General features: G+C 70.8%; 29 protein-coding genes. 17 read left to right on the plus strand and 12 right to left on the minus strand.

Annotated elements, in window-relative coordinates:
* Nucleotides 1-30: 30 nt before the first annotated feature.
* Entirely contained in the window at nt 31-1158 is a 1128-nt protein-coding gene (locus ACIBQ6_RS20260) for an ArsA family ATPase (protein ID WP_358290495.1), read from the minus strand.
* Nucleotides 1155-2159: an ArsA-related P-loop ATPase gene (locus ACIBQ6_RS20265; protein WP_358290492.1), complete on the minus strand. Its 1005-nt coding sequence runs from the start codon at nt 2157-2159 to the stop codon at nt 1155-1157. Before ACIBQ6_RS20265 ends, ACIBQ6_RS20260 begins: the two co-directional genes overlap by 4 nt.
* Nucleotides 2160-2290: 131 nt before the next feature.
* On the opposite strand from ACIBQ6_RS20265, the gene ACIBQ6_RS20270 reads away from it, so the two are divergent.
* The 4 genes from ACIBQ6_RS20270 to ACIBQ6_RS20285 are packed head-to-tail and all read left to right on the plus strand — an operon-like array spanning nt 2291 to nt 4554.
* Nucleotides 2291-2446, plus strand: a complete 156-nt coding sequence (locus tag ACIBQ6_RS20270) for a hypothetical protein (protein ID WP_352321370.1) — start codon at nt 2291-2293, stop codon at nt 2444-2446.
* On the plus strand, nt 2443-2901 hold the full coding sequence (locus ACIBQ6_RS20275; protein ID WP_397213579.1) for a RidA family protein: 459 nt from the start codon (nt 2443-2445) through the stop codon (nt 2899-2901). The genes ACIBQ6_RS20270 and ACIBQ6_RS20275 overlap by 4 nt, the downstream gene beginning before the upstream one ends.
* 49 nt (nt 2902-2950) lie before the next feature.
* On the plus strand, nt 2951-3769 hold the full coding sequence (locus ACIBQ6_RS20280) for an NUDIX hydrolase (protein ID WP_358290486.1): 819 nt from the start codon (nt 2951-2953) through the stop codon (nt 3767-3769).
* Nucleotides 3766-4554: an MBL fold metallo-hydrolase gene (locus ACIBQ6_RS20285; protein WP_387677867.1), complete on the plus strand. Its 789-nt coding sequence runs from the start codon at nt 3766-3768 to the stop codon at nt 4552-4554. The genes ACIBQ6_RS20280 and ACIBQ6_RS20285 overlap by 4 nt, the downstream gene beginning before the upstream one ends.
* On the opposite strand, the gene ACIBQ6_RS20290 is transcribed toward ACIBQ6_RS20285, so the two are convergent.
* Entirely contained in the window at nt 4536-5216 is a 681-nt protein-coding gene (locus tag ACIBQ6_RS20290; protein ID WP_125644033.1) for a Crp/Fnr family transcriptional regulator, read from the minus strand. The genes ACIBQ6_RS20285 and ACIBQ6_RS20290 overlap by 19 nt on opposite strands.
* A gap of 133 nt (nt 5217-5349) precedes the next feature.
* Nucleotides 5350-5778 (minus strand): hypothetical protein, encoded by a 429-nt coding sequence (locus ACIBQ6_RS20295; RefSeq protein ID WP_358290480.1) that lies wholly within the window; start codon nt 5776-5778, stop codon nt 5350-5352.
* 76 nt (nt 5779-5854) lie between these two features.
* Here ACIBQ6_RS20295 and nth point away from each other — a divergent pair, with 76 nt between their 5' ends.
* The gene (gene nth / locus ACIBQ6_RS20300) at nt 5855-6577 is read left to right on the plus strand and encodes an endonuclease III (protein WP_352321382.1); all 723 of its coding nucleotides are present in this window, start codon (nt 5855-5857) and stop codon (nt 6575-6577) included.
* 49 nt (nt 6578-6626) lie between these two features.
* The gene (locus tag ACIBQ6_RS20305) at nt 6627-7292 is read left to right on the plus strand and encodes an NUDIX hydrolase (protein ID WP_397213582.1); all 666 of its coding nucleotides are present in this window, start codon (nt 6627-6629) and stop codon (nt 7290-7292) included.
* Between the two features lie 26 nt (nt 7293-7318).
* Here ACIBQ6_RS20305 and ACIBQ6_RS20310 read toward each other — a convergent pair whose 3' ends face one another.
* On the minus strand, nt 7319-7810 hold the full coding sequence (locus ACIBQ6_RS20310; RefSeq protein ID WP_352321385.1) for a HEAT repeat domain-containing protein: 492 nt from the start codon (nt 7808-7810) through the stop codon (nt 7319-7321).
* A gap of 103 nt (nt 7811-7913) precedes the next feature.
* Here ACIBQ6_RS20310 and ACIBQ6_RS20315 point away from each other — a divergent pair, with 103 nt between their 5' ends.
* Nucleotides 7914-9104, plus strand: coding sequence for a MarP family serine protease (locus ACIBQ6_RS20315; RefSeq protein WP_358290471.1), 1191 nt, complete (start codon nt 7914-7916; stop codon nt 9102-9104).
* Here ACIBQ6_RS20315 and ACIBQ6_RS20320 read toward each other — a convergent pair.
* The 4 genes from ACIBQ6_RS20320 to acs form a co-directional block, all read right to left on the minus strand.
* Nucleotides 9101-9544, minus strand: coding sequence for a DUF309 domain-containing protein (locus ACIBQ6_RS20320; protein WP_358290468.1), 444 nt, complete (start codon nt 9542-9544; stop codon nt 9101-9103). The two genes, ACIBQ6_RS20315 and ACIBQ6_RS20320, sit on opposite strands and share 4 nt — an antisense overlap.
* A gap of 15 nt (nt 9545-9559) precedes the next feature.
* On the minus strand, nt 9560-10477 hold the full coding sequence (locus ACIBQ6_RS20325) for an alpha/beta hydrolase (protein ID WP_358290465.1): 918 nt from the start codon (nt 10475-10477) through the stop codon (nt 9560-9562).
* Entirely contained in the window at nt 10467-10907 is a 441-nt protein-coding gene (locus tag ACIBQ6_RS20330) for a phage holin family protein (RefSeq protein ID WP_352321392.1), read from the minus strand. Before ACIBQ6_RS20330 ends, ACIBQ6_RS20325 begins: the two co-directional genes overlap by 11 nt.
* 186 nt (nt 10908-11093) lie before the next feature.
* Nucleotides 11094-13067, minus strand: coding sequence for an acetate--CoA ligase (gene acs, locus ACIBQ6_RS20335; protein ID WP_358290462.1), 1974 nt, complete (start codon nt 13065-13067; stop codon nt 11094-11096).
* A gap of 371 nt (nt 13068-13438) precedes the next feature.
* On the opposite strand from acs, the gene ACIBQ6_RS20340 reads away from it, so the two are divergent.
* The 8 genes from ACIBQ6_RS20340 to ACIBQ6_RS20375 all read left to right on the plus strand — a co-directional run bounded on the left by ACIBQ6_RS20340 (nt 13439) and on the right by ACIBQ6_RS20375 (nt 20427).
* The gene (locus tag ACIBQ6_RS20340) at nt 13439-14218 is read left to right on the plus strand and encodes an oxidoreductase (RefSeq protein WP_397213586.1); all 780 of its coding nucleotides are present in this window, start codon (nt 13439-13441) and stop codon (nt 14216-14218) included.
* Nucleotides 14219-14950: 732 nt separating this feature from the next.
* Complete coding sequence (ssd, locus tag ACIBQ6_RS20345; RefSeq protein WP_397213588.1) at nt 14951-15991, plus strand: septum site-determining protein Ssd; 1041 nt, start codon at nt 14951-14953, stop codon at nt 15989-15991.
* The gene (locus ACIBQ6_RS20350) at nt 15988-17151 is read left to right on the plus strand and encodes a TadA family conjugal transfer-associated ATPase (protein ID WP_397213590.1); all 1164 of its coding nucleotides are present in this window, start codon (nt 15988-15990) and stop codon (nt 17149-17151) included. The genes ssd and ACIBQ6_RS20350 overlap by 4 nt, the downstream gene beginning before the upstream one ends.
* A gap of 13 nt (nt 17152-17164) precedes the next feature.
* On the plus strand, nt 17165-17878 hold the full coding sequence (locus tag ACIBQ6_RS20355) for a type II secretion system F family protein (protein ID WP_397213592.1): 714 nt from the start codon (nt 17165-17167) through the stop codon (nt 17876-17878).
* Between the two features lie 245 nt (nt 17879-18123).
* Nucleotides 18124-18912 (plus strand): type II secretion system F family protein, encoded by a 789-nt coding sequence (locus ACIBQ6_RS20360; protein ID WP_397213594.1) that lies wholly within the window; start codon nt 18124-18126, stop codon nt 18910-18912.
* A 409-nt stretch (nt 18913-19321) separates the two neighbouring features.
* On the plus strand, nt 19322-19459 hold the full coding sequence (locus ACIBQ6_RS20365; protein WP_387651699.1) for a DUF4244 domain-containing protein: 138 nt from the start codon (nt 19322-19324) through the stop codon (nt 19457-19459).
* Nucleotides 19456-19836 carry a TadE family type IV pilus minor pilin gene (locus ACIBQ6_RS20370; protein WP_397213596.1) on the plus strand — a complete coding sequence of 127 codons (381 nt, stop codon included), beginning with the start codon at nt 19456-19458 and terminating at the stop codon, nt 19834-19836. Before ACIBQ6_RS20365 ends, ACIBQ6_RS20370 begins: the two co-directional genes overlap by 4 nt.
* A 228-nt stretch (nt 19837-20064) precedes the next feature.
* Nucleotides 20065-20427 carry an Rv3654c family TadE-like protein gene (locus ACIBQ6_RS20375; RefSeq protein ID WP_358290439.1) on the plus strand — a complete coding sequence of 121 codons (363 nt, stop codon included), beginning with the start codon at nt 20065-20067 and terminating at the stop codon, nt 20425-20427.
* 277 nt (nt 20428-20704) lie between these two features.
* On the opposite strand, the gene ACIBQ6_RS20380 is transcribed toward ACIBQ6_RS20375, so the two are convergent.
* Complete coding sequence (locus ACIBQ6_RS20380) at nt 20705-21568, minus strand: NAD(P)H-binding protein (protein ID WP_397213599.1); 864 nt, start codon at nt 21566-21568, stop codon at nt 20705-20707.
* Entirely contained in the window at nt 21555-21923 is a 369-nt protein-coding gene (locus ACIBQ6_RS20385) for a VOC family protein (protein ID WP_397213601.1), read from the minus strand. Before ACIBQ6_RS20385 ends, ACIBQ6_RS20380 begins: the two co-directional genes overlap by 14 nt.
* A 63-nt stretch (nt 21924-21986) precedes the next feature.
* Here ACIBQ6_RS20385 and ACIBQ6_RS20390 point away from each other — a divergent pair, with 63 nt between their 5' ends.
* Complete coding sequence (locus ACIBQ6_RS20390) at nt 21987-22445, plus strand: MarR family transcriptional regulator (protein WP_358290429.1); 459 nt, start codon at nt 21987-21989, stop codon at nt 22443-22445.
* Between the two features lie 605 nt (nt 22446-23050).
* Here the strand turns inward: ACIBQ6_RS20390 and ACIBQ6_RS20395 are convergent.
* Complete coding sequence (locus ACIBQ6_RS20395; RefSeq protein WP_397213603.1) at nt 23051-25405, minus strand: DEAD/DEAH box helicase; 2355 nt, start codon at nt 25403-25405, stop codon at nt 23051-23053.
* A 409-nt stretch (nt 25406-25814) separates the two neighbouring features.
* On the opposite strand from ACIBQ6_RS20395, the gene ACIBQ6_RS20400 reads away from it, so the two are divergent.
* On the plus strand, nt 25815-26165 hold the full coding sequence (locus tag ACIBQ6_RS20400; protein WP_043629845.1) for an STAS domain-containing protein: 351 nt from the start codon (nt 25815-25817) through the stop codon (nt 26163-26165).
* The last annotated feature ends 1 nt before the right edge of the window (nt 26166 follow it).

A 26166-nucleotide genomic window follows, 5' to 3' on the forward strand; every position in this document is an offset into this window, starting at 1 on the left:
GGCCGGCGCCGCCCGTCGGCCGTGCTTTCTCTACGCGCTCGCCAACAGGTTCCCGATCTGCCGCAGTCCGGCTAGATCGTGGACATCTCCGGACATCGCACGTACCTGTGCCACGGGCACCGTGGGATGAGCCGAGACGAAATGCTCCTGCTCGCGGCTCTCGCGAGTGGCGAGTTGCATCCGGCCGGTGTGCAGCCGCAGCACAGCGGCCGTCAACTCGTGTTCGCCCTTCGACTCCAGGTCCTCGGCCGCGGCGGCGCTGCGTGCCGCCGAGAGCGCCGAGCCGGGCGAGACGTGCACCCGGTTCACCACGAGCCCGGCGAGGGGCATGCGCTCCTCGGCGAGCCGTTCCACGAAGTACGACGCCTCCCTCATCGCGTCGCGCTCCGGCGCGGCCACCACGAGGAAGGCCGTGCCTGGCGCCTGCAACAGCTGGTACGTCATCTCGGCCCGCTGCCTGAACCCGCCGAACACGGCGTCCAGGGCGGACACGAACGTCTGCAGGTCCTTGATCACCTGTGCGCCGAGCAGCTTGGTCATCGCTCCGGCCATCAACCCGAACCCGGCGTTGAGCAGCCGGAACGCGCTGCGTCCGCCCGCCTTGGCGGGGGCGGTGAGCAGCCGGATGAACCGCCCGTCGAGGAAGCGGCCGAGCCGCTCCGGCGCGTCCAGGAAGTCCAGCGCCGACCGCGAGGGCGGCGTGTCCACGATGATCAGGTCCCACTCGTCGGAGCGGCGGAGCTGGCCGAGCTTCTCCATCGCCATGTACTCCTGCGTGCCCGAGAAGCTGGAGGACAGCGACTGGTAGAAGGGGTTCGACAGGATCTGGCGGGCCCGCTCGGGGTCGGCGTGCGCCTCGATGATCTCGTCGAACGTGCGCTTCATGTCGAGCATCATGGCGAAGAGCTGGCCGCCGCCCTCGGGCGAGCTGACCAGGCGCGGGGTGTTGTCCAGCTCGGTCAGGCCCATCGACTGGGCCAGGCGGCGCGCCGGGTCGACGGTCAGCACCACCGCGCACCGGCCGCGTTCGGCGGCGCGCAGGCCGAGGGCCGCGGCGGTCGTGGTCTTGCCGACGCCGCCGGAGCCGCAGCAGACGATGATCCGGGTGCCCTTGTCGTCGAGGATCGCGTCGACGTCGAGGGGGATGGGCTTCTTCACGCTGCTCCCCGGTGGGTGCGGAGGACTTCGGCCAGCTCGTACAGGCCGGCCAGGTCGACGCCGTCGGCCAGCAGCGGCAGCTCGACGCGCGGCAGGCCGGCCTCGGCCAGCGACTCGCGCTCGGCGTGTTCCAGCTCGGTGCGGCGGGCGTGCTCGACGACCTCCTCGGCGAGCGCCTCGGCCATCGCGGCGGCGTCGGAGGTGTCGGCGAGACCGGCCGCCTTGAGCCCGAGCGCCAGCTCGCCCACGTCGAATCGGCCCTTGACAGCCATGTCAAGAGCGGCCGGTGGAAGCAGTGATTCACGGACCATGTTGATGAAAACGCAACCTGCGGGAAGCCCGGCCGAGCGCAATTCGGCGACCCCGTCGAGGGTCTCCTGCACCGGCATCTCCTCCAGGAGGGTGACGAAGTGCACCATCGTCTCCCTGGACTTCACGACGCCGTTCACGAGTTCCGAGTGATTCTTGATCGGTCCGACCTTGGCCAGGCCGGCGACCTCCTGGGTGACGTTCAGGAAGCGCGTGATGCGGCCGGTGGGCGGCGCGTCGAGGACGACGGCGTCATAGACCCGGCGCCCGTTCTTGCCCCGCCTGCGCACGGCCTCGGTCGTCTTGCCGGTGACCAGGACGTCGCGGAACCCGGGGGCCACGGTGGTGGCGAAGTCGACGATGCCCATCTTGGTCAGCGCGCGCCCGGCTCTGCGCATGCCGTAGAACATCTCCATGTATTCGAGCATGGCCTCTTCGGGATCGATGGCCAGCGCGTACACGTCGCCGCCGGAGGGCGCGACGGCGATCTTGCGCTCCTCGTAGGGCAGCGGCGGCAGGTCGAAGATCTGGGCGATGCCCTGCCTGCCCTCCACCTCGACGAGCAGCACCTTGCGCCCGCCCGCGGCCAGTGCGAGGGCGAGGGCGGCGGCGACGGTCGTCTTGCCGGTGCCGCCCTTGCCGGTGACGACGTGCAGCCGCACGTCGCCCCAATCCGTGTCCGGAGAGTCCACGTTTCGAGGCTACCGAACGGTTACTTGTCGAAACCCGACGGCCACCGTTTGATTGCTCACATTGTGGTCACCGCCCCCCGTATGGGTGGGGTGACAGGCCGGGAAGCGGCTTTCCATGAGATCGTCATGCCATGAAGAAATGGGAGTACCTCACCGCTCCGGTGCTGATCCACAACACGAAGATGATCCTCGACAACTTCGGGTCCGACGGCTGGGAGCTCGTCCAGATCGTCCAGGGCGCCTCGCCCGAGCAGCTCGTCGCCTACTTCAAGCGGGAGAAGGCGTGAGCCCCGAGGAGCGGATCGCCGAGCTCGGGTACGAGCTGCCCCAGCCGGTGACGCCGCTGGCCGCGTACGTGCCGACCGTCCGTACCGGTGACCTCGTCTACACCTCCGGCCAGGTGCCCATGCTGGAGGGCAAGCTGCACCAGACCGGCAAGCTCGGCGTCGACCTCGGCGTCGACGAGGGCAAGGCGCAGGCGCGCATCTGCGTGCTCAACGCGCTGGCCGCGCTCAAGGCCGAGCTGGGCGAGCTGTCCCGGGTGCGGCGGATCGTCAAGGTCGTGGTCTTCGTGGCCAGCGCGCCGGGCTTCACCGAGCAGCCCCAGGTGGCCAACGGCGCCAGCGACTTCCTGGCCGAGGTGTTCGGCGAGGCGGGCAAGCACGCCCGCAGCGCCGTGGGCGTGGCCGCGCTGCCGCTGGACGCCCCCGTGGAAGTGGAGCTGATCGCGGAGGTCTCCTGACCATCAGGATGTGTCACCATGACCGAGTGATGTTCTAGTAGGAGGTCAGGTGGCCGGTCTTCCCCTTCCCGACGAGCTCGCCGCGCGAGCCAGAGAGATCATCGCCGGGCGGCTCGCCCCCGTCCCGGCGCGCGACGCCGCCACGGTGGTGATCCTGCGCGGCTCGGGCCCGCGCGGCGGGCCCGAGGTCTACCTGCTCCGGCGGAAGTCCACGATGGCCTTCGCGGCGGGCGCCTACGTCTTCCCCGGCGGCTCCGTCGATCCCCGCGACACCGACCAGGCGGTGGCCTGGGCCGGGCCGTCCCCCAAGGAGTGGGGCGAGGTCTTCCACGCCAGTGAGAACGTCGCGCGCGGGCTGGTGTGCGCGGCCGTGCGGGAGACGTTCGAGGAGTCCGGCGTGCTGCTGGCGGGGCCGGGGCCGGACAGCGTGGTCGAGGACACCACGGGCGACGACTGGGAGGCCGACCGGCTGGCGCTGATCGACCGGAGTCTGGCCTTCGCCGACTTCCTGGCCAAGCGGGGCCTGGTGCTGCGGTCCGACCTGCTCAAGCCGTGGGCCCACTGGATCACGCCGGAGATCGAGCAGCGCAGGTTCGACACCCGGTTCTTCGTGGCGGTGCTGCCCGAGGGCCAGCGCACGCGCGACGTCGGGGGCGAGGCCGACCACGTGGTGTGGCGGCGGCCGGCCGAGGCGATCGAGCTGTGGCGCGCGGGGGAGATCTTCCTGATGCCGCCCACCTCCCACACGCTCACCGAGCTGGCCGGGCACGACAGCGTGGCGTCCGTGCTGGCCGAGGAGCGGCGGATCACCGCGATCCTGCCGGCGGCCGTGGAGGTCGAGGGGGAGATGAGGTTGATGACGCCGTGAGCGGCCTGCACATCCCGCTCGGCACGCCCGACGGCTCCCGTACCGAGCACGCCGAGAACCTGCTGGCGCCCAACCCGTCCGCGATGACGCTCGACGGCACCAACACCTGGGTCATCGGCACCCGCGACGCGGTCGTGGTCGATCCCGGGCCCGACGACGAGGCGCACCTGCTGCGCGTACGCGACCATCTGGGCGAACGGCGGGTCACCCAGATCCTGCTCACGCACGGCCACGCCGACCACAGCGGCGGCGCGAAACGGTTCGCCGAGCTGGTCGACGCCCCCGTACGCGCCCTCGACCCGCGCCACCGGCTCGGCGACGAAGGGCTAGGCGACGGCGACGTGATCACGGTCGACGGCCTGGAGCTGCACGTCTACGCCACGCCCGGCCACTCGTTCGACTCGCTGTGCTTCTGGCTGCCCCAGGACCGGGCCATGCTGACCGGCGACACCGTACTCGGCCGGGGCACCACGATCATCGCCCAGGACGGCGGCCTCGGCGACTACCTGCGCAGCCTCGACCGGCTGCGGGCGGCGGCCGAGGGCCTGGGGGCGCGGGCGCTGCTGCCCGGCCACGGCCCGGTGCTGCCCGACCCGATCGCGGCCCTCGACGGCTACATCGCCCACCGGCGGCAGCGGCTCGACCAGATCAGGGCGGCGCAGGCGCAGGGCGCGCGCACGCCGCGGGAGGTCGTCGAGATCGTGTACGCCGACGTCGACAGGTCGCTCTGGCCCGCCGCGGAGGTCTCCGTGCGGGCCCAGCTCGACTACCTGGAACGGTTGTAGAGCCGGTCCATGTCGAGGATGACCACGGCCTTGGCCTCGATGCGCAGCCAGCCGCGCTGGGCGAAGTCGGCCAGGGCCTTGTTCACCGTCTCGCGCGAGGCCCCGACGAGCTGGGCCAGCTCCTCCTGGGTGAGGTCGTGGTGCACGCGCATGCCGTCGTCGGTCTTGGTGCCGAACCGCTCGGCCAGGTCGAGGAGCTGCTTGGCGACCCGGCCGGGCACGTCGGTGAAGACCAGGTCGGCCAGCACGTCGTTGGTGCGGCGCAGCCGCTGGGCCAGCGCGCGCAGCAGGTGCAGCGCCACCTCGGGGCGGCCGGTCAGCCACGGGCGCAGGTCGTCGTGGCCCAGCCCGGCCAGGCGCACGTCGGTCAGCGCCGTCGCCGTGGCGGTGCGCGGACGCGGGTCGAACAGCGACAGCTCGCCGAACATCTCGCTCGGGCCGAGCACGCTCAGCAGGTTCTCGCGGCCGTCGGGCGAGGTGCGGGAAAGCTTGATCTTGCCTTCGAGCACGACGTAGAGCCGGTCGCCGGTCTCGTTCTCGTGGAAGAGGGTCTGTCCCTTGGACAGCTGGACCTCGGTGATGCTCGTCCGCAGCGCCGCGGCGCTCTCGCGGTCGAGCGCGGCGAACAGGGGGGCCTTGCCCAGCACATCTTCGGTGTTCACTCTGCCTCCTCTGCTGCCATTGTGACTCACCCCACTCCGGGCGGCACACACAGGCTATGGGAATGCCCGGGTTAGCCCGGGATTGCCCTGTTGTGTTGCGCACTGAAGTGTATGAACAAATCGGGTGACCTGCTTACTTCCGCAGGAGGTCGTCCACGGAGGCGACCGCCGTCGCCATCGTGTGGCCCAGCAGGACGCGTACGACATGGGCCGCCGAAGGGCGGCCGGCCGGCTCCGGACGGCGGCACCGCTCGACGATCCCGCGCAGCGGCTGCGGCAGCGCGCCGGACCCGCTCGCGAACCTCACCAGCTCGGCCCAGTCCCGCACGTCGGCGGCCTGGCCGCCGCGGCCGGGCGAGCCCTGCACGCCCACCAGCACCTGGCCGCGCGTGCCGAGCGCGACGTTGTCCGGAGTGAGCCGCAGGCCGGTCACGCCATGGGCGTGCATCCTGGCCATGGCCGCCGCGCTGCCCAGCGCCAGCCGGTGCAGCGCCGCGCCGCGCAACGGTCCGCCCGCGCGGACGAACTCGGTCAGTGACTCGCCCTTGTGCCGATCGCCCATGGTCGCCGCCCTCCAAGCCGCCAGGTTGTACGCGAACGCGGCGTAGAAGGTTCAACCGTTCCCATAGTCTTGCGGCATGGCCACGAACGCGGCGGGGCGCAAGCCGGAGACCCAGCTCGCCCTGGTACGGCGGGCACGCAAGATGAACCGCATCCTCGCCGAGACCTACCCCGACGCCCACTGTGAGCTCGACTTCCGCAACCCGCTGGAGCTCCTGGTCGCCACCATCCTGTCGGCCCAGTGCACCGACAAGCGGGTGAACATGGTGACCCCCACCCTGTTCGCCAAATACCCCACCGTCGAGGACTACGCCGCCGCCGACCGTGCCGAGATGGAAGACATCATCCGCTCGACCGGCTTCTTCCGCGCGAAGACCAACAGCATCATCGGCATGGCCCAGGCCGTGTGCGAGCGTTACCGCGGCGAGGTGCCCGGCCGGCTCAAAGACCTGGTCACCCTGCCCGGCGTGGGCCGCAAGACCGCGAACGTGGTGCTCGGCAACGCGTTCGGCGTGCCGGGGCTGACCGTCGACACGCACTTCCAGCGGCTCGTGCGCCGCTTCGGCTGGACCGAGGAGACCGACCCGGTCAAGATCGAGCACATCGTGGCCGAGCTGCTGCCCCGCCGCGAGTGGACGATCTTCTCCCACCGGGTGATCTGGCACGGCCGCCGCATCTGCCACGCCCGCCGCCCGGCCTGCGGCGTGTGCCCGCTGGCGAACCTTTGCCCCTCCTTCGGCACCGGGCCCACCGGCGAGGCGGAGGCCGAGAAGCTGGTCAGGCCCGGCCCCTTCTCCTGATCCCCGGGCCGCGGGAAGTGATCGAGGCCGTGCCGTGTTGGAGGTTGGCGTGACAGAAGTGCCCGACTGGCTCGAACGGCTGGCGGCGCAGGCCGCGCGCATCACGGTCCCCCGATACCTGCGTCCCCCGGCTGACGGCGGGCGCCTGGCCGCGGTGCTGATGTTGTTCGGCGAGGGCCCGCTCGGCCCCGACGTGCTGCTCATCCAGCGCAGCTCACGCGGGCGCAGGCACGCGGGCCAGCCCGCCTTCCCCGGCGGCGGCGTCGATCCCAGCGACGGCGGCCCGGTCGGCGCGGCCCTGCGCGAGGCGGAGGAGGAGACCGGCGTCGATCCGCGCGGCGTCCGCGTGCTCGGCACGATGCCCGAGCTCTACCTCGACCACAGTGACAACCGGGTCACCCCGGTGTTCGGCTGGTGGCACACGCCGTCCGCCGTGCACGCGGCCTCGCCCGACGAGGTGGAGTCCGTGGAGCGGGTGCCGGTCGCGGAGCTGGTCGATCCGGGCAACCGGGTCATGTTGCGGCATCCCAGCGGGCTCGCCGGCCCGGCCTTCCGCGTGCGGGGCATGCTGGTGTGGGGGTTCACCGCGATGGTGCTCGACGTCGTGCTGCGCGAGGGCGGCCTCGAACGTCCCTGGGACCAGGCGCGGCTGGAGGACCTGCCGGCCGAGGTCGTCCGGCTGGGCCTGCGCGAGCGGACCACTCCGGCGCCCTGACGCAGGACGCCGGGGTCATTCCGGGGTCATTCCGGGGCTCTGAGCGAGACGCCCAGGGAGGCCCAGTCGGCCACGTCGGCGTCGTCGTCGGCGGCCAGGGTGCGCAGCATCTCCAGGCCGGCCCGGTCGGGCGGATCGCCGAGCACGTGCTGCAGCGCGTACGCCGCCCCGTACCGCACCCTCGCGTCGCCGTGACAGGCCAGGTCGATCACCGAAGGCAGCGAGCGGGGGTCGGCCAGGTGGCCGAAGGCGATCAGCACCGAGTACAGGACCATGGCGTCGTCCTCGCTGGCGGCCAGGTAGCGCAGCACCGGCAGCGTACGGTCCACGAACGGCCGCAACATGCCCATGATGTCCACCCCGAGCAGGCGCTCGGCCACGTTGTCCGCAGCGCACAGGCGGCGTGCCTCGATGAACGACTCCAGGTCGGCCCGCTGGCGCAGCTGACAGATCACGTGCCAGCGCAGCGGGCCGTCCGGATCGGTGTCGCTGAGAGCGGCCTGGATGAGATCGCGCACTGTTCCCTCGGCCGGCGGCATACCGCTCAAGATAGCCAGGCGGGTGACGCCGTCCTGGCGGAAGACGTGCACACTTGACCGTATCGCTGGTTACCTTTGAAGCGTGCGCGGTGATCTGCTTGACCTCATATTGATCGGCCTCGTGATCGCCTTCGGCGTATCCGGCTACCGACAGGGCTTCATCATCGGCGCGATGAGCTTCGTGGGGTTCGTGGGCGGCGCCGTGCTCGGCATCTTCATCGCTCCGCCGGTCGCCAAGGCCGTCGTCGACGGCGACACCCCGCAGGCGCTGCTCGCGATCGTGATCGTCTTCCTGGCCGCCACGATCGGCCAGTTCGCCTCCTCCACGGTCGGCGCGGTCGTGCGCAGCCACGTGACGTGGGAGCCGGCCAAGATGGCCGACGCGGTGGGCGGCACGTTCGCCAGTGCGCTGTCCGTGCTGGTGATCGCCTGGCTGATCGGGTCGCTGATCGTCTCCACGACGTTCACCCCGCTGGTCGACCAGGTCAAGAACTCCGCGCTGCTGACCACCGTCGACGACGCGATCCCGCAGGCCGCGCGCAACTGGCAGCAGCCGTTCAAGAAGTTCGTCGACCGGTCGGAGTTCCCGCCCGTCTTCGACGCGATCGGCGCCGACACGCTGATCGACGTGCCGCCGCCCGCGCAGAGCATCCTCCAGGGCGCCAAGCTGGGCCGGGCCCAGCGGGCCATCGTCAAGGTGCAGGGCAACGCCGAGAGCTGCAACAAGCACATCGAGGGCACCGGCTTCGTCTACGCCGACGGCCGGATCATGACGAACGCCCACGTCGTCGCCGGCGTCACCCGCGACCTTGAGGTCATCGACTACAAGAACGTGCGCCACCCGGCCAAGGTCGTGCGCTACAACCCCCAGCGCGACATCGCGATCCTCCACGTGCCCGGCCTCGACCTGCCGCAGCTCAGCTTCGAGGCCGACGGCAAGCGCGGCGCCAACGCGATCATCGCCGGCTTCCCCAGGGGCAAGGGCTTCACCGCCGAGCCGGCCCGCATCGGCGGCCGCCTCGACGCCGAGGGCCCCGACATCTACCACGGCAGCAACGTCCGGCGGAAGGTCTACGCGATCCGCGGCAAGGTGCTGCCGGGCAACTCCGGCGGCCCGCTGCTCACCGTCGACGGCCGCGTCTACGGCGTGATCTTCGCCGCCGCGGTCAGCGAGAAGGACACCGGTTACGTGCTGACCGCCGAGGAGGTCGCGCCCGACGCCGGCCAGGGCAGGAACGACACCACCGCGGCCAGCACCCAGGAGTGCGACTAGCCGGGCAGCTCGCCCAGGACGAGGGCGATCGCCTCGACGGGGTCGCTGTCCTGGGTCAGGCCGGTGACCGCCCTGCCGACGGCGTCGTAGTCGCCGCCGTACGCCTGGGCCCTGGCCGCGCCGCGGCTGAACAGGGTGACCGCGCCGCGGCCGTTGCCGCGCTGGAGGTGCGTCAGGCCGACGCAGATCTGCGCGAGCCCCTGCCACAGCTCGCGCTCCTCCTCGGGCGCGCACTTCCAGCGGCCCTCGAAGACCTCGTGCGCGTTGAACGGCAGCCCCTCGGCCAGGAAACGCCGCGCGTCGGCGAGCGCCTGGTCGGCGGTGGGGGCGTAGTCGTCGGGGACCCGGTCCACGCCGGGCGAGCCGTAGGGGAGCGGCCTGCCGTACGCGTCGCGTGGCCTGGCGTTGCGCGGCTTGCCCTGGGGGTCGCGGTCTCTCATCGCTCGCGGGGCTTCCTATCGGTCGGGCTCGGGGTCGGCCAGCCAGCCGAGCAGCTCGGTGTCGAACACGTCGGGGATCTCTTCGTGGGGGAAATGGCCCGCGCCCTCGAACAGCCGCCAGCGGTAGGGGGCGGCGACGTACCGGCTGGAGCCCTGGGCGGTGCGGGGCAGCACGCACGGGTCGAGCGCGCCGTGCAGGTGCAGCGTCGGCGCCTCGATCTCGGTACGCATGACCCTGGCGTAGCGGCGGCCGTCGGGCCGGAGCTGGGAACGGCCGAACCAGCGGTGGTACTCCAGCGCCGAGTGGGCCACGGCGGGGATCCGGAACGCCTCCCGGTAGGTGCGCGCGGTCTCGGCGTCGGGCCAGCCGGGCGCCGACCAGCCCGCCAGGATCCGGCCGACCAGGGCGGCGTCGTGCCGGGTGAGCCGGCGTTCGGGCAGCAGCGGGAGCTGGTAGCCGAGCGCGTGCCGGCCGGCCCTGAACTGGGCGGGGTCGGTCACCAGCGCGTTGCGCAGCCGCAGCGGGTGCGGCGCCGAGACCACGACCAGCCGGCGCACGCACTTGGGGTCGAGCACGGCCATCGTCCAGGCCAGCAGGCCGCCCCAGTCGTGCCCGACGACGACCGCGCCGGTCTCGCCCAGCGCGCGGATCAGCCCGGTGGCGTCGGCGGCCAGGGTGGGCAGGTCGTAGCCGCGCGGCGGCTTGTCGCTGCCGCCGTAGCCGCGCAGGTCGGCGGCGACCGCCCGGAAACCGGCCCGGGCGAGGGAGGTGAGCTGGTTGCGCCAGGTCCACCAGAACTGCGGGAACCCGTGCAGCAGCAGGACCAGCGGCCCCTCACCGGCCTCCACGACGTGGAAGCGGGTGCCGCCGGCGTGCACGGCCCGGTGTGTCCACGGGCCGTCGATCTGGACGACCGACTCGTCAGGTGCCATCACGACTCACCGGCTGGCCCTCGGGACTGGGCACGGGAAGCGGCTGCTCCTCCGGCGTCGCGATCTCCTTGAGGCCCTTGATCGACCTGGCGGTGCGCTTCATCCCGGCCAGGCCCTTCAGCCTGCGCACGCCGACCAGCACCAGCAGGCCCGCGGCCACCAGGTAGAAGACGGTCACGATGAGGAAGGCCAGCCAGTTGGGCAGCCACTGGGCCAGCACGTACGCGATGGTGAACGAGGCCAGGATCAGGCACAGGTGCGCCATGAACGCGGCGGCGGCGAACAGGCCCGCGGCCATGCCCACCCGCTTGGCGTCGAACTTGAACTCGGCCTTGGCCAGCTCGATCTCGGAGCGGACGAGGTCGGAGATATGGCTGCTGGCCTGGGCGACCAGCGAGCCCAGGGATTCTTCCTCGGGAGTCTGCGGCATGAACGTCTCCTATCGAGGCCTGGTGGCCGTGTCAAACATCCCGTACGGACGGCTGGGCGCCACCGAACACGCCGAGGACGCTGCTACTCACAGAACTACCCGATCGCCCACGATAACGCCGTCCGGTGGAGACGGCTGAGGCGCATGCCCGGTTCGGGCATGCGCCTCAGCTGACCTGCGGCCTGATCAGTCCTCGGACTTGGCCGCGGGCAGCTTCTCGGAGATGAGGTTCATCACCGTGCTGTCGGCCAGCGTGGTGACGTCGCCGATGCTGCGGTTCTCGGCCACGTCGCGCAGGAGGCGGCGCATGATCTTGCCGGAGCGGGTCTTCGGCAGCTCGGGCACGACCAGGATCTGCCGCGGCTTGGCGATCGGGCCGAGCGTCTTGGCCACGTGGTCACGCAGCTCTGCGGCGATGTCGTCGCTCTCCTCGGCGCTGCCGCGCAGGATCACGAACGACACGATGGCCTGGCCGGTCACCGGGTCGGTGGCGCCGACCACGGCCGCCTCGGCGACCTTGGGGTGGCTGACCAGCGCGCTCTCCACCTCGGTGGTGGAGATGTTGTGGCCGGAGACGAGCATGACGTCGTCGACGCGGCCGAGCAGCCACAGGTCGCCGTCCTCGTCCTTCTTCGCGCCGTCGCCGGGGAAGTACATGCCCTCGAAACGCGACCAGTACGTGTCGATGTAGCGCTGGTCGTCGCCCCAGATCGTGCGGAGCATGGCGGGCCACGGCTCGCGCACCACGAGGAAGCCGCCGCCGCCGTTCGGCACGCTGTTGCCCTGGTCGTCGACCACGTCGGCGTTGATGCCCGGCAGCGGCCGCATCGCCGCGCCCGGCTTGGCCGAGGTGACGCCCGGCAGCGGGCTGATCATGATCGCGCCGGTCTCCGTCTGCCACCAGGTGTCCACGACCGGGCAGCGGTCGTGGCCGATGTTCTCCCGGTACCAGACGTAGGCCTCGGGGTTGATCGGCTCGCCGACCGAGCCCAGGACGCGCAGGCTGGACATGTCGAACTTGGCGGGGATGTCGTCGCCCCACTTCATGAACGTCCGGATCGCCGTGGGGGCGGTGTAGAGGATCGTGACCTTGTACTTCTGCACGATCTCCCAGAACCGGCCGCGGTGCGGGGTGTCCGGGGTGCCCTCGTAGATGACGCTGGTCGCGCCGTTGGCGAGGGGGCCGTAGACGATGTAGGAGTGGCCGGTGACCCAGCCGATGTCGGCCGTGCACCAGTAGATGTCGGTCTCGGGCTTGAGGTCGAAGACCGCGTGGTGCGTCCAGGCCGTCTGGGTGAGGTAGCCGCCGGTCGTGTGCAGGATGCCCTTGGGCTTACCGGTGGTGCCGCTGGTGTAGAGGATGTACAGCGGGTCCTCGGCGTCGTGGGGCTCGGCGGTGTGCTGGTCGCTCTGGCGCTCGACCAGGTCGTGCCACCACACGTCCTTCTCGCCCACCGCGACGTCCTGGCCGGTACGCCGTACGACGAGCACGTTCTCCACCTGCGGGCACTCGGCGACGGCCTCGTCCACGGTGGGCTTGAGGGCGCTCGGCTTGCCGCGGCGGTAGCCGCCGTCGGCCGTGATCACGAGCTTGGCGTCGGCGTCGTCGATGCGGCTCTTGAGCGCGCCGGCGGAGAAGCCGCCGAACACCACCGAGTGGATCGCGCCGATGCGGGCGCAGGCCAGCATCGCGATCGGCAGCTCGGGGATCATCGGCATGTAGATGGCCACCCGGTCGCCCTTGCCCACGCCGAGCTCCTGCAGGGCGTTGGCGGCCTTGCTGACCTCGGTCTTGAGGTCGTTGTAGGTGAGCGTGCGGCTGTCGCCCTCGGGCTCGCCCTCCCAGTGGTAGGCGACCTTGTCGCCGCGTCCCTCCTCGACGTGCCGGTCGACGCAGTTGTAGGCGACGTTGAGCTCGCCGCCGACGAACCACTTGGCGAACGGCGCGTTCCACTCCAGCGTCGTGTCCCACCGCCTGGCCCAGGTCAGCCGCTCGGCCGCGCGCTCCCAGAAGGCGAGACGGTCGGCGTCGGCCTCGGCGTAGGCGGCGGCGGTCACGTTCGCGGCCGCGGCCAGCTCAGCCGGTGGTGCGAACCGGCGGTTCTCCTGCAGCAGGTTGGACAGCGCCTGGGTCTCGTTGCCAGGGGTCTCCGGGGCCACTTCGTGCTCCTTCTATGGCCAGGTTGGATAGGTCGGGTCCCACTTCACCAGCTCACGGCCTCCCCACACAAGAGGTCTAGACAGGTCTGTACCGATTCGCGTGGGTGGCCGCATGATTATCAGCTCGCATGACAAACGCAATTGAACTGTTGTCATCCTGAAATCAGGAGAATATGCGGTTCGGCGTGGCGGGAAAAAGCGGGGGTCGCCGTAGCGCCTAATCCGGCGGCGGTCCGGTCCATGGCGGGGGCGGCGTGGCGCCTCATATGGCGGTGGTCGTGGTCACTGGCGGGGCACGGCGTGGTGCCTTTTGCGGCGGGGGGTGTGGTCACTGGCGGGGCATGGTGTACCCGCCGGTAGGGTCGGTTTCCGTGAGTGACCCATTGGCCGTCATCGCGCGGTTCCCAGGCGTGTCCGAGGCGGTTGACGAGGCGCGGCAGGCCGTCGACCGGCTCTATCGGCATCGCGTCCTGCGCCGGGCGAGCCCGGCGGTGTCCACCGAGTCGTCCCTGCGCGGCGCGCGGGCCTCGGCCGCGATCGAGGGCGCCGACGTGCCGCTGGACGCGCTGCGCCGCGACGAGGTGCACGACCCGGTGGTCCAGGGGGCGCTGCGGGCGTCCGCGGAGATGGGCCGGCTCGGCGCCACCTGGCGGAAGGCCCCGAGGCAGGTGCTGGCCCGCCTGCACACCGTCGCCGCCGCGGGGCTCGCCGACCAGCCCGCATTGGGACGTCCCCGTACGGACGACTCCGCCCCCGACCCGCTCGGGCTCGGCCCCGCGCCGGGGGCCGCGGAGACCGCGACGCGGATGGAGGCCCTGCTCCGGCTGCTGGAGGGCGCGGGCAAGGCGCCCGCGATCGTGCTGGCCGCCGTGGTGCACGCCGAGCTGGCGGTGCTGCGTCCGTTCGGTACGTGCGACGGCGTCGTGGCGCGCTCCGCGGAGCGGCTGACCCTGGTCGAGTACGGACTCGACCCGAAATCGCTGGTCGTCGTGGAGATCGGGCACCTGGAGCTGCCGTACGCGGAGGCGCTGCGGGCGTACCTGACCGGGACTCCGGAGGGCGTCGGCCAGTGGGTACAACACTGTGCCTCGGCGGTAAGCCTGGGGGTGCGGGAGACGACCGCGATCTGCGAAGCGATGCAGCGGGGCTGACGGACGGGCTGGTCACATAGCTGACGGCGTCTCGTCCGAGACGCCGTCCGCCGGTGCATCACACCGGGTTACCAAGCGTGCACCTCAATCCGTCGGAGCGGGTCAAGCCCGTCACGACGCGCCTCCCGCGGCTGGTCGCACGTGGGTGCCCGGCTGATGCACCCGGACAAGTGGTCCGTAACACCTTTCTACGTCGGATCCCTCCTGATGGGAACCCCTTGGAGCAAGACCTTTACCGAGCCGTGGAGCGGCCGGGAGGGTCCCGTTGCGGCGCCCGCGAACGCCAACCCGTTATCTACCTGTGACGATTACGGACAGTGAGCACCTTTATGTGATTGTTATGGGGTGGCGAAAAAACTTGGCGAAAATGCCAGATTACTGCTCGACGAAACTCGAGTGGATCGGGCAGCATACGGTGGTATCGCCCGAAACTGGAGCGGCTGTGTGAGGGATTGCTTTGCAAGTCTCTTGCCATGCTCCGGTGAAGTGATGAAAGCTTTCTTCTGAAACGGGACCGGCTCTACCCCCCCGGAGCCGGACCGATCAGGCGACCCCCGCTCTCCCCCCCGGCGGGGGTCGCCCTTTTTCCGCCCCAGGTCGTGCTGGGCTCACCGGTTGTCCACAGGCGGCCCGCGCCTCCGCGCCGCCGTCCCCAGAATCCCGTTCGCCCTCTCGCGACGTCCGTCCTCCTCGGCAGGGTTGGCCTCCCCGCCCCCGCAAGAGGAGGACCCCGTGCACCGCCCCCTGGTCATCACCGAGGACCACGACCTCCTCGACGACCTGGTCCGCATCGCGGCCGCCGCCGGCGCCCAGCTCGACGTGGCCCACACCCCCGCCGGCGCGCGCCCTTACTGGAACCTCGCCCCCATGGTCGCCATCGGCCCCGACCAGGCCGACGCCCTCTCCGCCACCTCGCCGCCCGCCCGCGACCAGGTGCTTCTGGTGACCCGCGCCCCCGACGACCCCGACACGTGGCGAAAATGCGTGGCGGTGGGCGCCCAGGCCGTCGTACGCCTCCCGGGCGACGAACGCCACCTCGTGGAACGCTTCGCCGACGCCATGGAGCCCGAGCCCCGGTCCGGCGCGGTGACCTGCGTCATCGGCGGCCACGGCGGGGCGGGCGCGAGCGTGGTCGCCGCCTGCCTGGCCCTGCGCGCCTCAGGCGACCGCCTCCGTACGCTGCTGATCGACGCCGACCCGCTGGGCGGCGGCATCGACGCGCTGCTCGGCCACGAGGAGTCGGCGGGCGCCCGCTGGGGCGACCTCGTGGCGAGGGAGGGAAGGATCAGCTCCAGCGCCCTGCAGGCGGCGCTCCCGTCGTTCGGCGACCTCGCCGTCCTGTCCTTCCACCGTGGCGAGGTGGCCGCGATCCCGCCCCAGGCCATGCGCTCGGTCCTGGAAGCGGGCCGGCGCGGCTTCGACCTGATCGTCGTCGACCTGCCGCGCCATCTCGACCCGGCCGCCGTGGAAGCCCTCACCAGGGCGACCACGACCCTGACGGTCACCACGGCAGACCTGCGCGGCATCCTGTCCACCGTCCAGGTCCTGGGCGAGCTGCGCAAACACACTTCCGACGTGCGGGCCGTCCTCCGTCCCGGCGTCCTCGACGAGGAGACGGCCGCGGCGTCCCTCGGCATCCCCGTCGCCGCCCACCTGCCCGACCATCCGAGGCTCACCGCCACCCTCAACCGCGGCGAGCTGCCCGGGCTCGGCCCGCGCACGGTTCTCGGCACCCTCTGCGCCGCCCTCCTCCGCGACCTGCTTCCGGCATGAGCGCCGCCGAGGAGGTCTCTCCGGAGCTCGTGGAGGCCGTCCGCGTCCGGCTGGCGCGCGCCGGCGTGGAGCCGACGGCGGCCCAGGTGGCCGTGGCGCTCCGGGCCGAACGCTCGGTCTACGGAGACGCCGAGATCCTGGCGGTGGCCCGCGCCCTGTGCGCCGACCTGATCGGCGCCGGCCCGCTGGAGCCGCTCCTGGCCCGTCCCGACGTCACGGACGTCCTGGTCAACGGCCCACGCGAGGTGTGGATCGACGACGGCGGCGGCCTGCGCCGCACCTCCGTCACCTTCACCGACGACGGAGCGGTCCGCAGGCTGGCCCAGCGCCTCGCGGCCGCCGCCGGTCGCCGGCTCGACGACGCATCGCCTTATGTGGACGCGCGGCTGGCCGGCGGCGTCCGGCTGCACGCCGTCCTGCCGCCGATCGCGTCCGGTGGCACCTGCGTGTCGCTGCGCCTGCCGCCGCGCCGCACCTTCACCCTGTCCGACCTGGTGTCGGCCGGCACGATCGCCCCGGCGGCCGTCACGGTGCTGACGGCGATGGTCGACGCCCGGCTGGCCTTCCTCGTCACGGGCGGCACCGGCACGGGCAAGACCACGCTCCTGTCGGCCCTCCTGTCCCAGGCCGACCCGGCCGAACGCCTCCTGCTGGTGGAGGACTCCGCCGAGCTACGCCCTCTGCACCCCCACGTGGTCCGCCTGGAGACCCGCCCGGCCAACCTCGAAGGAGCGGGCGGGGTGGGGCTGCGCGATTTGGTGCGCCAGGCGCTGCGCATGCGTCCCGACCGGCTCGTGGTGGGCGAGGTCAGGGGAGCGGAGGTCGTCGACCTGCTCGCCGCCCTGAACACCGGCCACGAGGGCGGCTGCGGCACGCTGCACGCCAACGCCGCCGCCGACGTGCCACCCCGCCTGGAAGCCCTCGGCTGCGCGGCGGGCCTGACCAGGGAGGCCGTGCACAGCCAGCTGGCCGCGGCCCTCGACGTGGTCGTCCACCTGACCCGCACCCGCAGCGACGGCCGAAGGCGCGTCGCCGAGATCTGCCTGCTCTCCAGAACCCCGGCCGGCCTCGTCGAGTCGCTCCCCGCCCTCACCTTCGCCCCGAACGGCTCCGTCCACACCGGCCCCGGCTACGAATCCCTGTTGCGCAGGACATCATGAAGGCCCTCGGACGATGACCGCCGCGATCGTCTCAGCGCTGTCCACAGCCTGTGCCATCTGGCTGTGGACCGGCCCCGCCACGCCCGCCCTCCGCCTGCACGCGCTCCTGACCGCTCGCCATGGCCGTCTCCCATGGCAGCACCTGCTGCGGGCCACCCTCACCCGCCCCGGCCCTGCCCGCCGCGCCGACTCCTGGCGCCGGGCCTCCATAGAGCTGTGCCAGTCGCTCTCGGCCGAGCTCGCCGCGGGCCGCACCCCCGGCGAAGCCCTGACCCGAGCCATCGCGGCAGTCGACTTCCCCGACCCGGAAGCCCTGCGCCCCGCCCTGGCCGCCGCACGAGACGGCGGCGACGTCTCCGCGGCCCTCACGGCGGCGGCGCCGGCTCAGGGCGGCGAGGGCCTCCGCCGGCTCGCTGCCTGCTGGGACGTCAGCCTCACCGTGGGCGCCGGCATGTCCGCACTGGTCGAACGAGTCGGCGGCACGCTCCGCGCCGCCCAGGCCCACCGCCAGGACGTCGCCGCCCAACTGGCCGGCCCCCGCACCACAGCCCGGATGCTCGCGGCCCTGCCGGTCCTCGGCCTGGTCATGGCGGGAGCGCTCAACATGCACCCGCTGAGCTTCCTGTTCGGCACCTTGCCGGGCCTGCTCTGCCTCCTGTCCGGCGTCGCCCTCGACGTCTGCGGGCTGTGGTGGACCCACCGCATGGCCACCAAGGCCCAACCTTGACCCGCCACGTCCCCGAACACCTGCAGGCCAGGGCTCCGGCGAGTCCTGTGGCTCCGCGCTCATGCGAGTCCTGTAGGCCAGCACTCCAGGGAAGCCTGTAGGCCCTTTTCCGGCGAGTCGTCCTCCCTGAGTCGTGCTCATCCTCGCCCGTCCGAGTCGTCCTCGTCCCCGCCCGTCGGAGTCGTCCTCGTCCCCGCCGCCGAGTCGTCTTCATCCACGTCCGCCCGAACCACTGGATCCGCCCGATGCTCCCTTTGCTGTCCGCCTTCTGCGCAGCCCTCGCCACCTTCTTGTGGTCGGCCCCACGCACCCCGGTAGACCGCCTCACCCGCCTCCTGCCCTCACCCGATCCGCCGTCGAGCCCCGCCATCTCTTCGACGGACACCCCCGCCCAGCCCGACTGGCTCGACAAGAAGGACCCCCACCACCGCCGCCCGACCCGCAGAACCGTCACCACCGCCGCCATCACCGGCGTGATCACCGCCCTCCTGGTCGGCGGCCTCCCAGGAATCGCGGTGGCCCTGCTGCTGACCCCGGTGACCGCCCTGATCCTGCACAGGAAGGAACCTCCGCGGTCCCGCCAGGAACGCGAGCAGATCACCGCCGATCTCCCCTTCGCCGCCGACCTGATGACCGCCTGCCTTCTCGCCGGACAGCCGGTGACCGCCGCCACCGACCTGGCCGCGACCACGATCGGCGGCCCTCTCGGTCAGCGTCTGGCATGGGTGGGCAGCCAACTCCGCCTGGGCGCCGACCCCGAGCCGACCTGGGCAACCCTGGCGAAGGACCCGGCCCTGAGCCAGCTGTCGAGAGCGATGAGCCGGGCCGCGCAGACCGGCGCCCCGCTGGCAGACGTCCTGACCCGCCTGGCCGACGACGCGAGAGACACAGCCAGAGCCGCCTCACTCGCCGCCGCCCGGACCGTGGGCGTGAAAGCGGTCGCCCCGCTGGGCCTGTGCTTCCTGCCGGCCTTCGTCCTGCTGGGCATCATCCCGGTGATCGCCGGCCTCGCCTCCACGATCGTCCTGCCGTGACGTCCCGACGGCGGCGTTGTCCACAGCCTGAGGGCCGACCCCGCTGGACAATCCCCAGAACGCCATTCGGCCTGACGGCAGCTGTGCCTTCTCGGCGAATCTTGGACTCCCGCCGGACAAGACCCGGCTCCGACCATCTGGAGGCACGATGCAAGGTCCCGCCACCATGCCAGGCACCCTCAGCCCCACTCCAGCTCACGCGTACGCCACTTCACCCCGGCCCGCCGCCTGCACCGAGCCGGCCACCGCCGCGCCGCCCCTCGAAGCCGACGACTCCTCCAACGTCGAGACGGAAGCCGCCCGCGCTTCCTCGACCACCTCCGGTCCTCCCGGTGGGCCCACTGGGCAGAGCTCACGCTGGTACCCGGGCAAGTGGATCACCTGCGCTGTCGCGAACAGAGAGCGCGGCATGTCCACAGCCGAATACGCAGTCGGCACCATCGCGGCCTGCGCCTTCGCCGCGCTCCTGTTCAAGGTGGTCAGCAGCCCAGAGGTTCAGGAGATGCTGAAGTCCCTCATAGACCGAGCGCTCAAGATGACCGGATGACCCTCCACCAGACGCGGAACGCCGCCACCAGGCAACGGTCGGCATCACGCGGCTCGGTGACGGCCGAGACCGCCGCCATGCTGCCCGCGCTCATGATCGTCCTGGCAGCCGCGCTCTGGGCCATACAAGCGGTGAACGTCCAACTGGAATGTGTAGACGCAGCCCGAGCGGCAGTGCGCGCCGCAGCCCGAGGTGAGCCGCTGGACCAGGTCCGCGAGCTCGCCCGCTCGGCCACTCGCCCAGACGCACACGTAGAGATCACCCGCGACGCAGAGTTCACCCACGTAGAGATCGCAGTAGATGTACGACCAGCTTGGGGCGTTTCGCTACCGGCCGTCCCCGTGTCGGCCTCGGCGACAGCCGCCACAGAACCATGACGTCACACACGTACTCGCCGAAATGAGATCTGCCAGGAGGACATGAGCCCTCGTGTCCTCCTGGCAGTCGGGGGGCGAAATCTCCAACCCCTACGGCGTCTTCTACCCACAAGAAGAGACAACAACTCCGCGACGCGGCACGGAGATCGTCCGCGCGGGAGGCGCAGAAGCGTCTCAAGGGCGGGCGAATCGACGACCTTTCACCGACCAATCACTCCGAGGACAAGGATGATCAAGCACAAGGAACGAGGGTCGGCGACCTTATGGGGAGTGGCCCTCATGGGGCTCCTGATGGCGGTTGCCGGAGGGTTGGCCTCCGTGGGGGCGGTTCGTGTGGCTCGCCATCGGGTCGACAGCGCGGCCGATCTGAGCGCTCTGGCCGCGGCCAGAGCGGCGATCATCGATCCGGAGGGCGCTTGCGGCAGGGCGGCCGCGTTGGCCAGAAGGAACGGCGTCCGGCTGGCGGCTTGTGAGATCACGGGAGAGATCGCGGATGTCCGGACCTCTCTGTCGATCACCTTGCCGATCGCCGGAGCACACACTCTTATGGGCAGGTCTCGCGCGGGGCCGGTCACGATGTCACCTGGGTAGCAACTGTTTGCAGCAGCCGGCCGTCAGGCCACCGTCCTGGGCCTTGGGGGCGCGTGACCGACCGCGACACGTGCAAGCCTGGGGGCGTGTCGCGCGAGTCCGGCGACCGGCTCCTCAGGCTGAGAAACGCGTGCCGGCGCCGTGGCCCACATGCGTGCAGCCTCCGTGGCGGCCCGCTTCGACGTGATCCAAACTGACGGCGTTGCTCCAGACGAGCTGATCGGGAGAAGGGGCGGCGCGAGCCGAGATGTCGACTCGCCTGCGCCAGCCCCGGTGTTCACTGTGCTGTCAGTCCCTCGACCAGGCCGGTAGTCGGCCTGCCGAGGAGTCGAGGAAGATCGTCACCGACCCGAGCGAAGACCCCGGCGGCGATGGTTTCATCGAGACGTGCCAAGAAGCCGGCCAGCTTGCTGTCCATCCCCGAGTTGATGAGCGCTGCCTGCAATTCTTCGGGAGTGACAGGCCGGTAGGTGACCTCGCGCTTCAGGACGACCGACATTGCGTCGGCTATGTCGGCGTAGGTGAAGTTCGTGTCGCCGGAGAGGCTGTAAGTCACCTTGTCGTGCCCGTCTGTGGTGACGACGGTGGCCAACGCCTCAGCCAGGTCCTTCCGGCTGGCCGGTGCAACGACGGCGTTGCCGGTCGCGGCGGCCAGGACGCCGGAGAAGCGGGGGCCTGCCAGCGCCTGGATGTAGTTCTCGATGTACCAGGTGTTCCGCAGGATCGTGTACGTCACGCCGGAAGCGGTGAGAGCGTCCTCTGTCGCTCTGTGGTCCGCGTTGATCTCGAACCGGTCGTCGTCGGCCCGGACTCCGCTGGTGTAGTAGACGTGTCGGACCTTGGCGTTCTTCGCCGCCTTGACGATCGACTCGTGCTGAGCAAGGCGGTTCGGGTCTCTGCCCGAGATCAACACGATCTCGGAGTGCCTGGCAACCAGCGCTGCGACGCTGGCCGAATCCGACAGGTCGACGGCGGCGGTGTTGAATCCGGTGGAAGCAAGTTCCCCGAGGCGCGCTTGGTTCCGACCGGCCGCGGTGATCGTTCCTGGGCTGGTTCCCCGAGCGACCAGCGCGTTCAGGACGTGGCGACCGAGTGCCCCGGTGGCCCCGAAGACGAGGGTGCTCGCCTCAGGCGCGGTCATGGAGGGTGATCTGGTAGCCGTCGGGGTCGGCGAAGGTGAAGGTGCGGCCGAAGGGGCCGTCGATCGGTGCGGAGACGATGGTGTGACCGTCGGCGACGAGGGCGTCGTGGATGGCCTGGACGTCGGTGGCGTGGAGCCAGATCGCGGTACCGATGCCGGGCTGGGCAGCGGAGGCGAGATCGGTGCCGGGAACGACCTCGCGGAGTGCGAACGCGATCGGCTTCGTCTCGAAGACGACGGCGTGCGGAGGCCCGGCCTGCGAGCGGACGAGGCCGAGGTACTGCTCGTAGAACGCCTGCGAAGCGTCGAGGTCGCGCGCTTGCAGCGAGATGAAGTCGGGGCCGGTGACGGGCATGGTGATGCTCCTTGTCCTCATGTCAGTTAGCTGACACGTCGCAATGTATGTCAGAATACTGACATGAGTCAAAACGGTGCCGGCGTCGACCTGGACAAATCGCTGGGCTACCTGCTGAAAGAGGCTTCGAGCGCCTTGCGCGCAGCCATGGAGGAGGTGCTGCGGCCACTCGGGATGACCGTGACGCACTACTCCTGCCTGGAGTTGCTGGCTCAACGGCCGGGCTTGTCGAACTCCGAGCTGGCGCGTGGCGCGTTCGTGACCAGGCAGTCGATGAACGTGCTGCTCCAGACCCTGGAACGAGACGGCTACGTGACCAGGCCAGCGGAGGCGCCCGTCGGAAAGGCTCTTCCGGCGCGGCTCACGCCTCGCGGACGACGGAGTCTGGAGAAGGCGAGCGCGGCGGTCCGGTCCGTCGAGGTCAGAATGCTGGCCGGCATGACCGACGCCGAGCAGTCGGACGCGTTCCGGATTTTGCAGAGCATGATTCATTCGCTGCGCGATGGTGACGGCGGTGCCTAGTCGTTTCTCGGTGCACGATTCGCCGCGTCGGGTCAGGGGCGCGGGCGGGTGTGGAAATCTGTGCGAGTGACCTCGAAAACCGGCACCTTGTTCTGCGATTGAGCCGATAGATCGTCAGGCGAGCGAATCAGTGTAGGCCCGTGTGGCGCAAGCTGTAGGGGCGAGGCGAAGCCCAGGGGGGCGAAGGTGCCGGGTGGGGCGTCGGGGCAGGCGCCGGTTGTTCTGCCGATCCATCTGAGCGTGCAGGACTTACGAGCGGCCCAGGAAGTGCAGGAGTCAGCCCGTCATGGGGCTCGGCCGGAAGCGGGCCGGGAAACGGCGGGGGAGACAGGGCGCGATGCGCGGCAGGAGCAGCCGCGCATCGCATCGCCGAGCCCGGCTGTCACGGACGTTCCCGAGCCCGGCCCGCTGTCCCACCCGCCACCCCTGGAGCAGCGATGGGACGACTACCTGCCCCCGTCGCCCAGGTGCATGGAGGGCAGCGGCTTCTGGGAGCGTCCGCTGCCCGGCGCCGGCGACTTCTGGGCCGCCGACGATGACGATGACGCCTACGACGACGAAGCAGAGCGGGCGTGTGCGGGACGCCGGCCGGAGAAGGGTGACAGTCAGGACAGAGGGCCGGGGGTGAGGAGGATGTCCAGGAGCTGGAGCGCGCCGCGTTTGTGCAGGGGCTCGTTGCCGTTGCCGCACTTCGGGGACTGGATGCAGGACGGGCACCCGCGCTCGCACTCGCAGGACGCGATCGCCTCACGCGTGGCCGTCAGCCAGTCGGTGGCCCGCGCGTAGCCGCGTTCGGCGAAGCCCGCGCCGCCTTCGTGACCGTCGTACACGAAGACGGTGAGCAGGCCGGTGTCGGCGTGCAGTTCGGTGGAGACGCCGCCGATGTCCCATCGGTCGCAGGTGGCGAACAGGGGGAGCAGGCCGATCGAGGCGTGCTCGGCGGCGTGTGCGGCGCCGCCGAGGTCGATGTCCGCCGCCGCGAGCGGCGCGACCGCCGTGGCGGGCAGGGTCCACCAGACCGCGCGGGTGCGGAGGGTGCGGGGCGGCAGGTCGAGGGGTTCGTCGCCGAGCATCTCGCCTGACTGCAGGCGTCTTTTCAGGTACGAGACCACCTGCCTGGTCACCTCGACCTCGCCGAAGTGCAGCGTTCCCGGGCCGAGGGAGCGGGAGCGCTGGGTGGCCAGGATGGAGATGTCGGTGATGTCGCGGGCGAACGTGGAGTAGTCGGGATTGGCGGCCTCGACCAGGGCGACTCCGGAGTCCAGGTCGAGGCTCTCCACAAGGAAGGTCTCGCCCTGGTGGATGTAGACCGCGCCGGTGTGGACCGTGGTGTGGGCGGACGGCTCGTCCACGCTGCCGAGCAGGCGGCCGGTCGAGGACTCGACCACCTGGATCGGGGCGCCTCCGCCGCCTCTGATGTCGGCGAGGTCGGTGGCGCGTTCGCGACGGGTCCAGAACCAGCCCGCGGGACGGCGTCTCAGGAGGTTCCGGGCGACCAGGTCTTCCAGGACGTCGGGGGTGGTGGTCCCGAAGACGGGCAGGTCGTCGTCCGTCAGCGGGATCTCGGCGGCGGCGGCGCACAGGTGGGGGCCCAGGACGTACGGGTTGTCCGGGTCCAGGACGATCGCCTCCACCGGCCGTCCGAACAGGGCCTGCGGGTGGTGGACGAGGTAGGTGTCCAGGGGATCGTCCCTGGCGATGAGCACGGCGAGGGCGTCCTGGCCGTCGCGTCCCGCCCGGCCGGCCTGCTGCCAGAGGGAGGCGCGGGTGCCCGGCCAGCCGGCGATCAGTACGGCGTCCAGGCCCGAGACGTCCACGCCGAGTTCGAGGGCGTTCGTGGTGGCCAGGCCCATGAGGGTGCCGGCGCGCAGGGCCTTCTCCAGGAGACGGCGGTCCTCGGCGAGGTAGCCGGCGCGGTAGGCGGCGACCTTGTCGGGGAGGGCGGCCAGGTCCTGGACGTCGTCGGGGATGGCCCAGGTGAGCGGGCTCGCGGGGGCGGGGTGGCGCGGGTCCTGGACGTCTGAGGTGGCGCTTCCAAGGGGTGAAGCGGAGTCCTCAGGGGTGGAGGGGGAGGCGAGCGGCGGGGGCTCGGCGCTGGGGGAGAAATCCGCGGGCGCGGCTTCGGGGGTGGTATGCGAAGGCCAGGGAGCGGTTTCGGGGGTGGTGTGCGCAGGCCAGGCCGCGGTTTCGGGGGTGGCTTGGGGAGGCCAAGGCGCGGTGACGGAGAAGGCGACGTCGGCGAGTTTGGCGCGGGCGGACAGGGCGACCGTCTCGGCGCCGCGTCGCGAACGCACGAATGCGAGCGTCCGTACGTTCGCCAGAACCAGGTCCGCGAGGAGGTCAGCGGTCTCCGCGGTGGCCGTGCGGCGCACAGGAGCCCCTCCCTCGCCCCGCAGATCCGTCAGGGGCGGTTCCCAGAGCGCGATGGTCGTGGAACCCTTCGGCGAGGCATCGGTGGTCACCTCGTCCATCTCAAGCCCCGTCAGCCTCATGGCGAACACGCCGGGCTCGCTCGCCGTGGCCGAGGCGAGCACGAACGTGGGGCGCGAGCCGTACCGGGCGCAGACCCGGCGCAGGCGGCGCAGGATCTGGGCCACGTGCGAGCCGAAGACGCCGCGGTATCCATGGCACTCGTCCACGACGACCATGCGGAGGCGGCGGAAGAACGAGGACCACTGCGCGTGCCGGGGCAGGACGCCGCGGTGGAGCATGTCCGGATTGGTCAGGACGTAGTTGGCGTGCTGGCGGACCCACGTACGTTCCTCGAAGGGGGTGTCGCCGTCGAAGCAGGCGGCACGCACCTGTGTGATGCGCAGTTCGCGCAGGCCGCGGAGCTGGTCGGCGGCCAGGGCCTTGGTCGGCGTCAGGTACAGGACGGTGCCGCCGTCGAGGCAGGAGGCGACCGCCGGCGTGAGGTACGCCAGGGACTTGCCCGAGGCCGTTCCCGTACTGATGATCACGTTTCGGCCACGGAAAGCCAGGTCGGCGGCTTCGTACTGGTGGGGCCAGAGTCCTGTAACTCCACGGTTCGCCAAGCGCGTAACCAGGACTTCCGGAGCCCAGTCCGGCCAACGGGCTTGACCCGCCTGACGTGCTGGAACATGCTCCACATGGGTGACACGCTCATGACGTGCGGGAACTCCGAGCAGGTGGGCGAGGAGTGGACCTGCCTGTTGTGGGGAGGATGCCGAGGAAGTCACTGTTTCCAGTCTTGCATCGATGGGCAAAGTCGCCGGGAATCGTGATTTCGTATAGACACAAGCCAGACGCGTGGTTGAATGCCGCGCGTCAGGGTCGGACAGTCTGGGGCCACGCTCCAGATTGCCAGGCCCGCAAGAGTACTTTCGCAGGCGAGGCGCTGGAGGATCTGTGGATCTGAAGTTGGATCACCGCACCGAAGACCGACTCACCATCGTGGAGGTCGAGGGTGAGATCGATGTCTACACGGCGCCGAGATTGCGTGAGCTCCTCATCGACCTGGTGAACAAGGGCAACTTCCACCTTCTGGTGAACATGGAGAAGGTCGACTTCCTCGACTCCACAGGGCTGGGAGTGCTCGTCGGAGGGCTCAAGAGGGTCCGGGCGCACGACGGCTCGCTTGAGCTGGTGTGCACCCAGGAGCGCATCCTCAAGATCTTCCGCATCACCGGTCTGACCAAGGTCTTCGGGATTTACGCTTCCGTCGACGAGGCCAAGGAAGCTCACGGCAAAGACAAGTAGC

It is taken from the genome of Nonomuraea sp. NPDC049655 (genome assembly GCF_044465465.1).
GTDB lineage: Bacteria > Actinomycetota > Actinomycetes > Streptosporangiales > Streptosporangiaceae > Nonomuraea.

Bases quoted from the DNA above. Each gene is read 5' to 3' on its own strand.
- ACIBQ6_RS20270 (WP_352321370.1), top strand. From the start codon at position 2,291: ATGAAGAAATGGGAGTACCTCACCGCTCCGGTGCTGATCCACAACACG.
- ACIBQ6_RS20295 (WP_358290480.1), bottom strand. From the start codon at position 5,778: ATGGGCGATCGGCACAAGGGCGAGTCACTGACCGAGTTCGTCCGCGCG.
- nth (WP_352321382.1), top strand. From the start codon at position 5,855: ATGGCCACGAACGCGGCGGGGCGCAAGCCGGAGACCCAGCTCGCCCTG.
- ACIBQ6_RS20320 (WP_358290468.1), bottom strand. From the start codon at position 9,544: ATGAGAGACCGCGACCCCCAGGGCAAGCCGCGCAACGCCAGGCCACGC.
- ACIBQ6_RS20325 (WP_358290465.1), bottom strand. From the start codon at position 10,477: ATGGCACCTGACGAGTCGGTCGTCCAGATCGACGGCCCGTGGACACAC.
- ACIBQ6_RS20330 (WP_352321392.1), bottom strand. From the start codon at position 10,907: ATGCCGCAGACTCCCGAGGAAGAATCCCTGGGCTCGCTGGTCGCCCAG.
- ACIBQ6_RS20350 (WP_397213590.1), top strand. From the start codon at position 15,988: ATGAGCGCCGCCGAGGAGGTCTCTCCGGAGCTCGTGGAGGCCGTCCGC.
- ACIBQ6_RS20355 (WP_397213592.1), top strand. From the start codon at position 17,165: ATGACCGCCGCGATCGTCTCAGCGCTGTCCACAGCCTGTGCCATCTGG.
- ACIBQ6_RS20360 (WP_397213594.1), top strand. From the start codon at position 18,124: ATGCTCCCTTTGCTGTCCGCCTTCTGCGCAGCCCTCGCCACCTTCTTG.
- ACIBQ6_RS20365 (WP_387651699.1), top strand. From the start codon at position 19,322: ATGTCCACAGCCGAATACGCAGTCGGCACCATCGCGGCCTGCGCCTTC.
- ACIBQ6_RS20370 (WP_397213596.1), top strand. From the start codon at position 19,456: ATGACCCTCCACCAGACGCGGAACGCCGCCACCAGGCAACGGTCGGCA.
- ACIBQ6_RS20375 (WP_358290439.1), top strand. From the start codon at position 20,065: ATGATCAAGCACAAGGAACGAGGGTCGGCGACCTTATGGGGAGTGGCC.
- ACIBQ6_RS20380 (WP_397213599.1), bottom strand. From the start codon at position 21,568: ATGACCGCGCCTGAGGCGAGCACCCTCGTCTTCGGGGCCACCGGGGCA.
- ACIBQ6_RS20385 (WP_397213601.1), bottom strand. From the start codon at position 21,923: ATGCCCGTCACCGGCCCCGACTTCATCTCGCTGCAAGCGCGCGACCTC.
- ACIBQ6_RS20390 (WP_358290429.1), top strand. From the start codon at position 21,987: ATGAGTCAAAACGGTGCCGGCGTCGACCTGGACAAATCGCTGGGCTAC.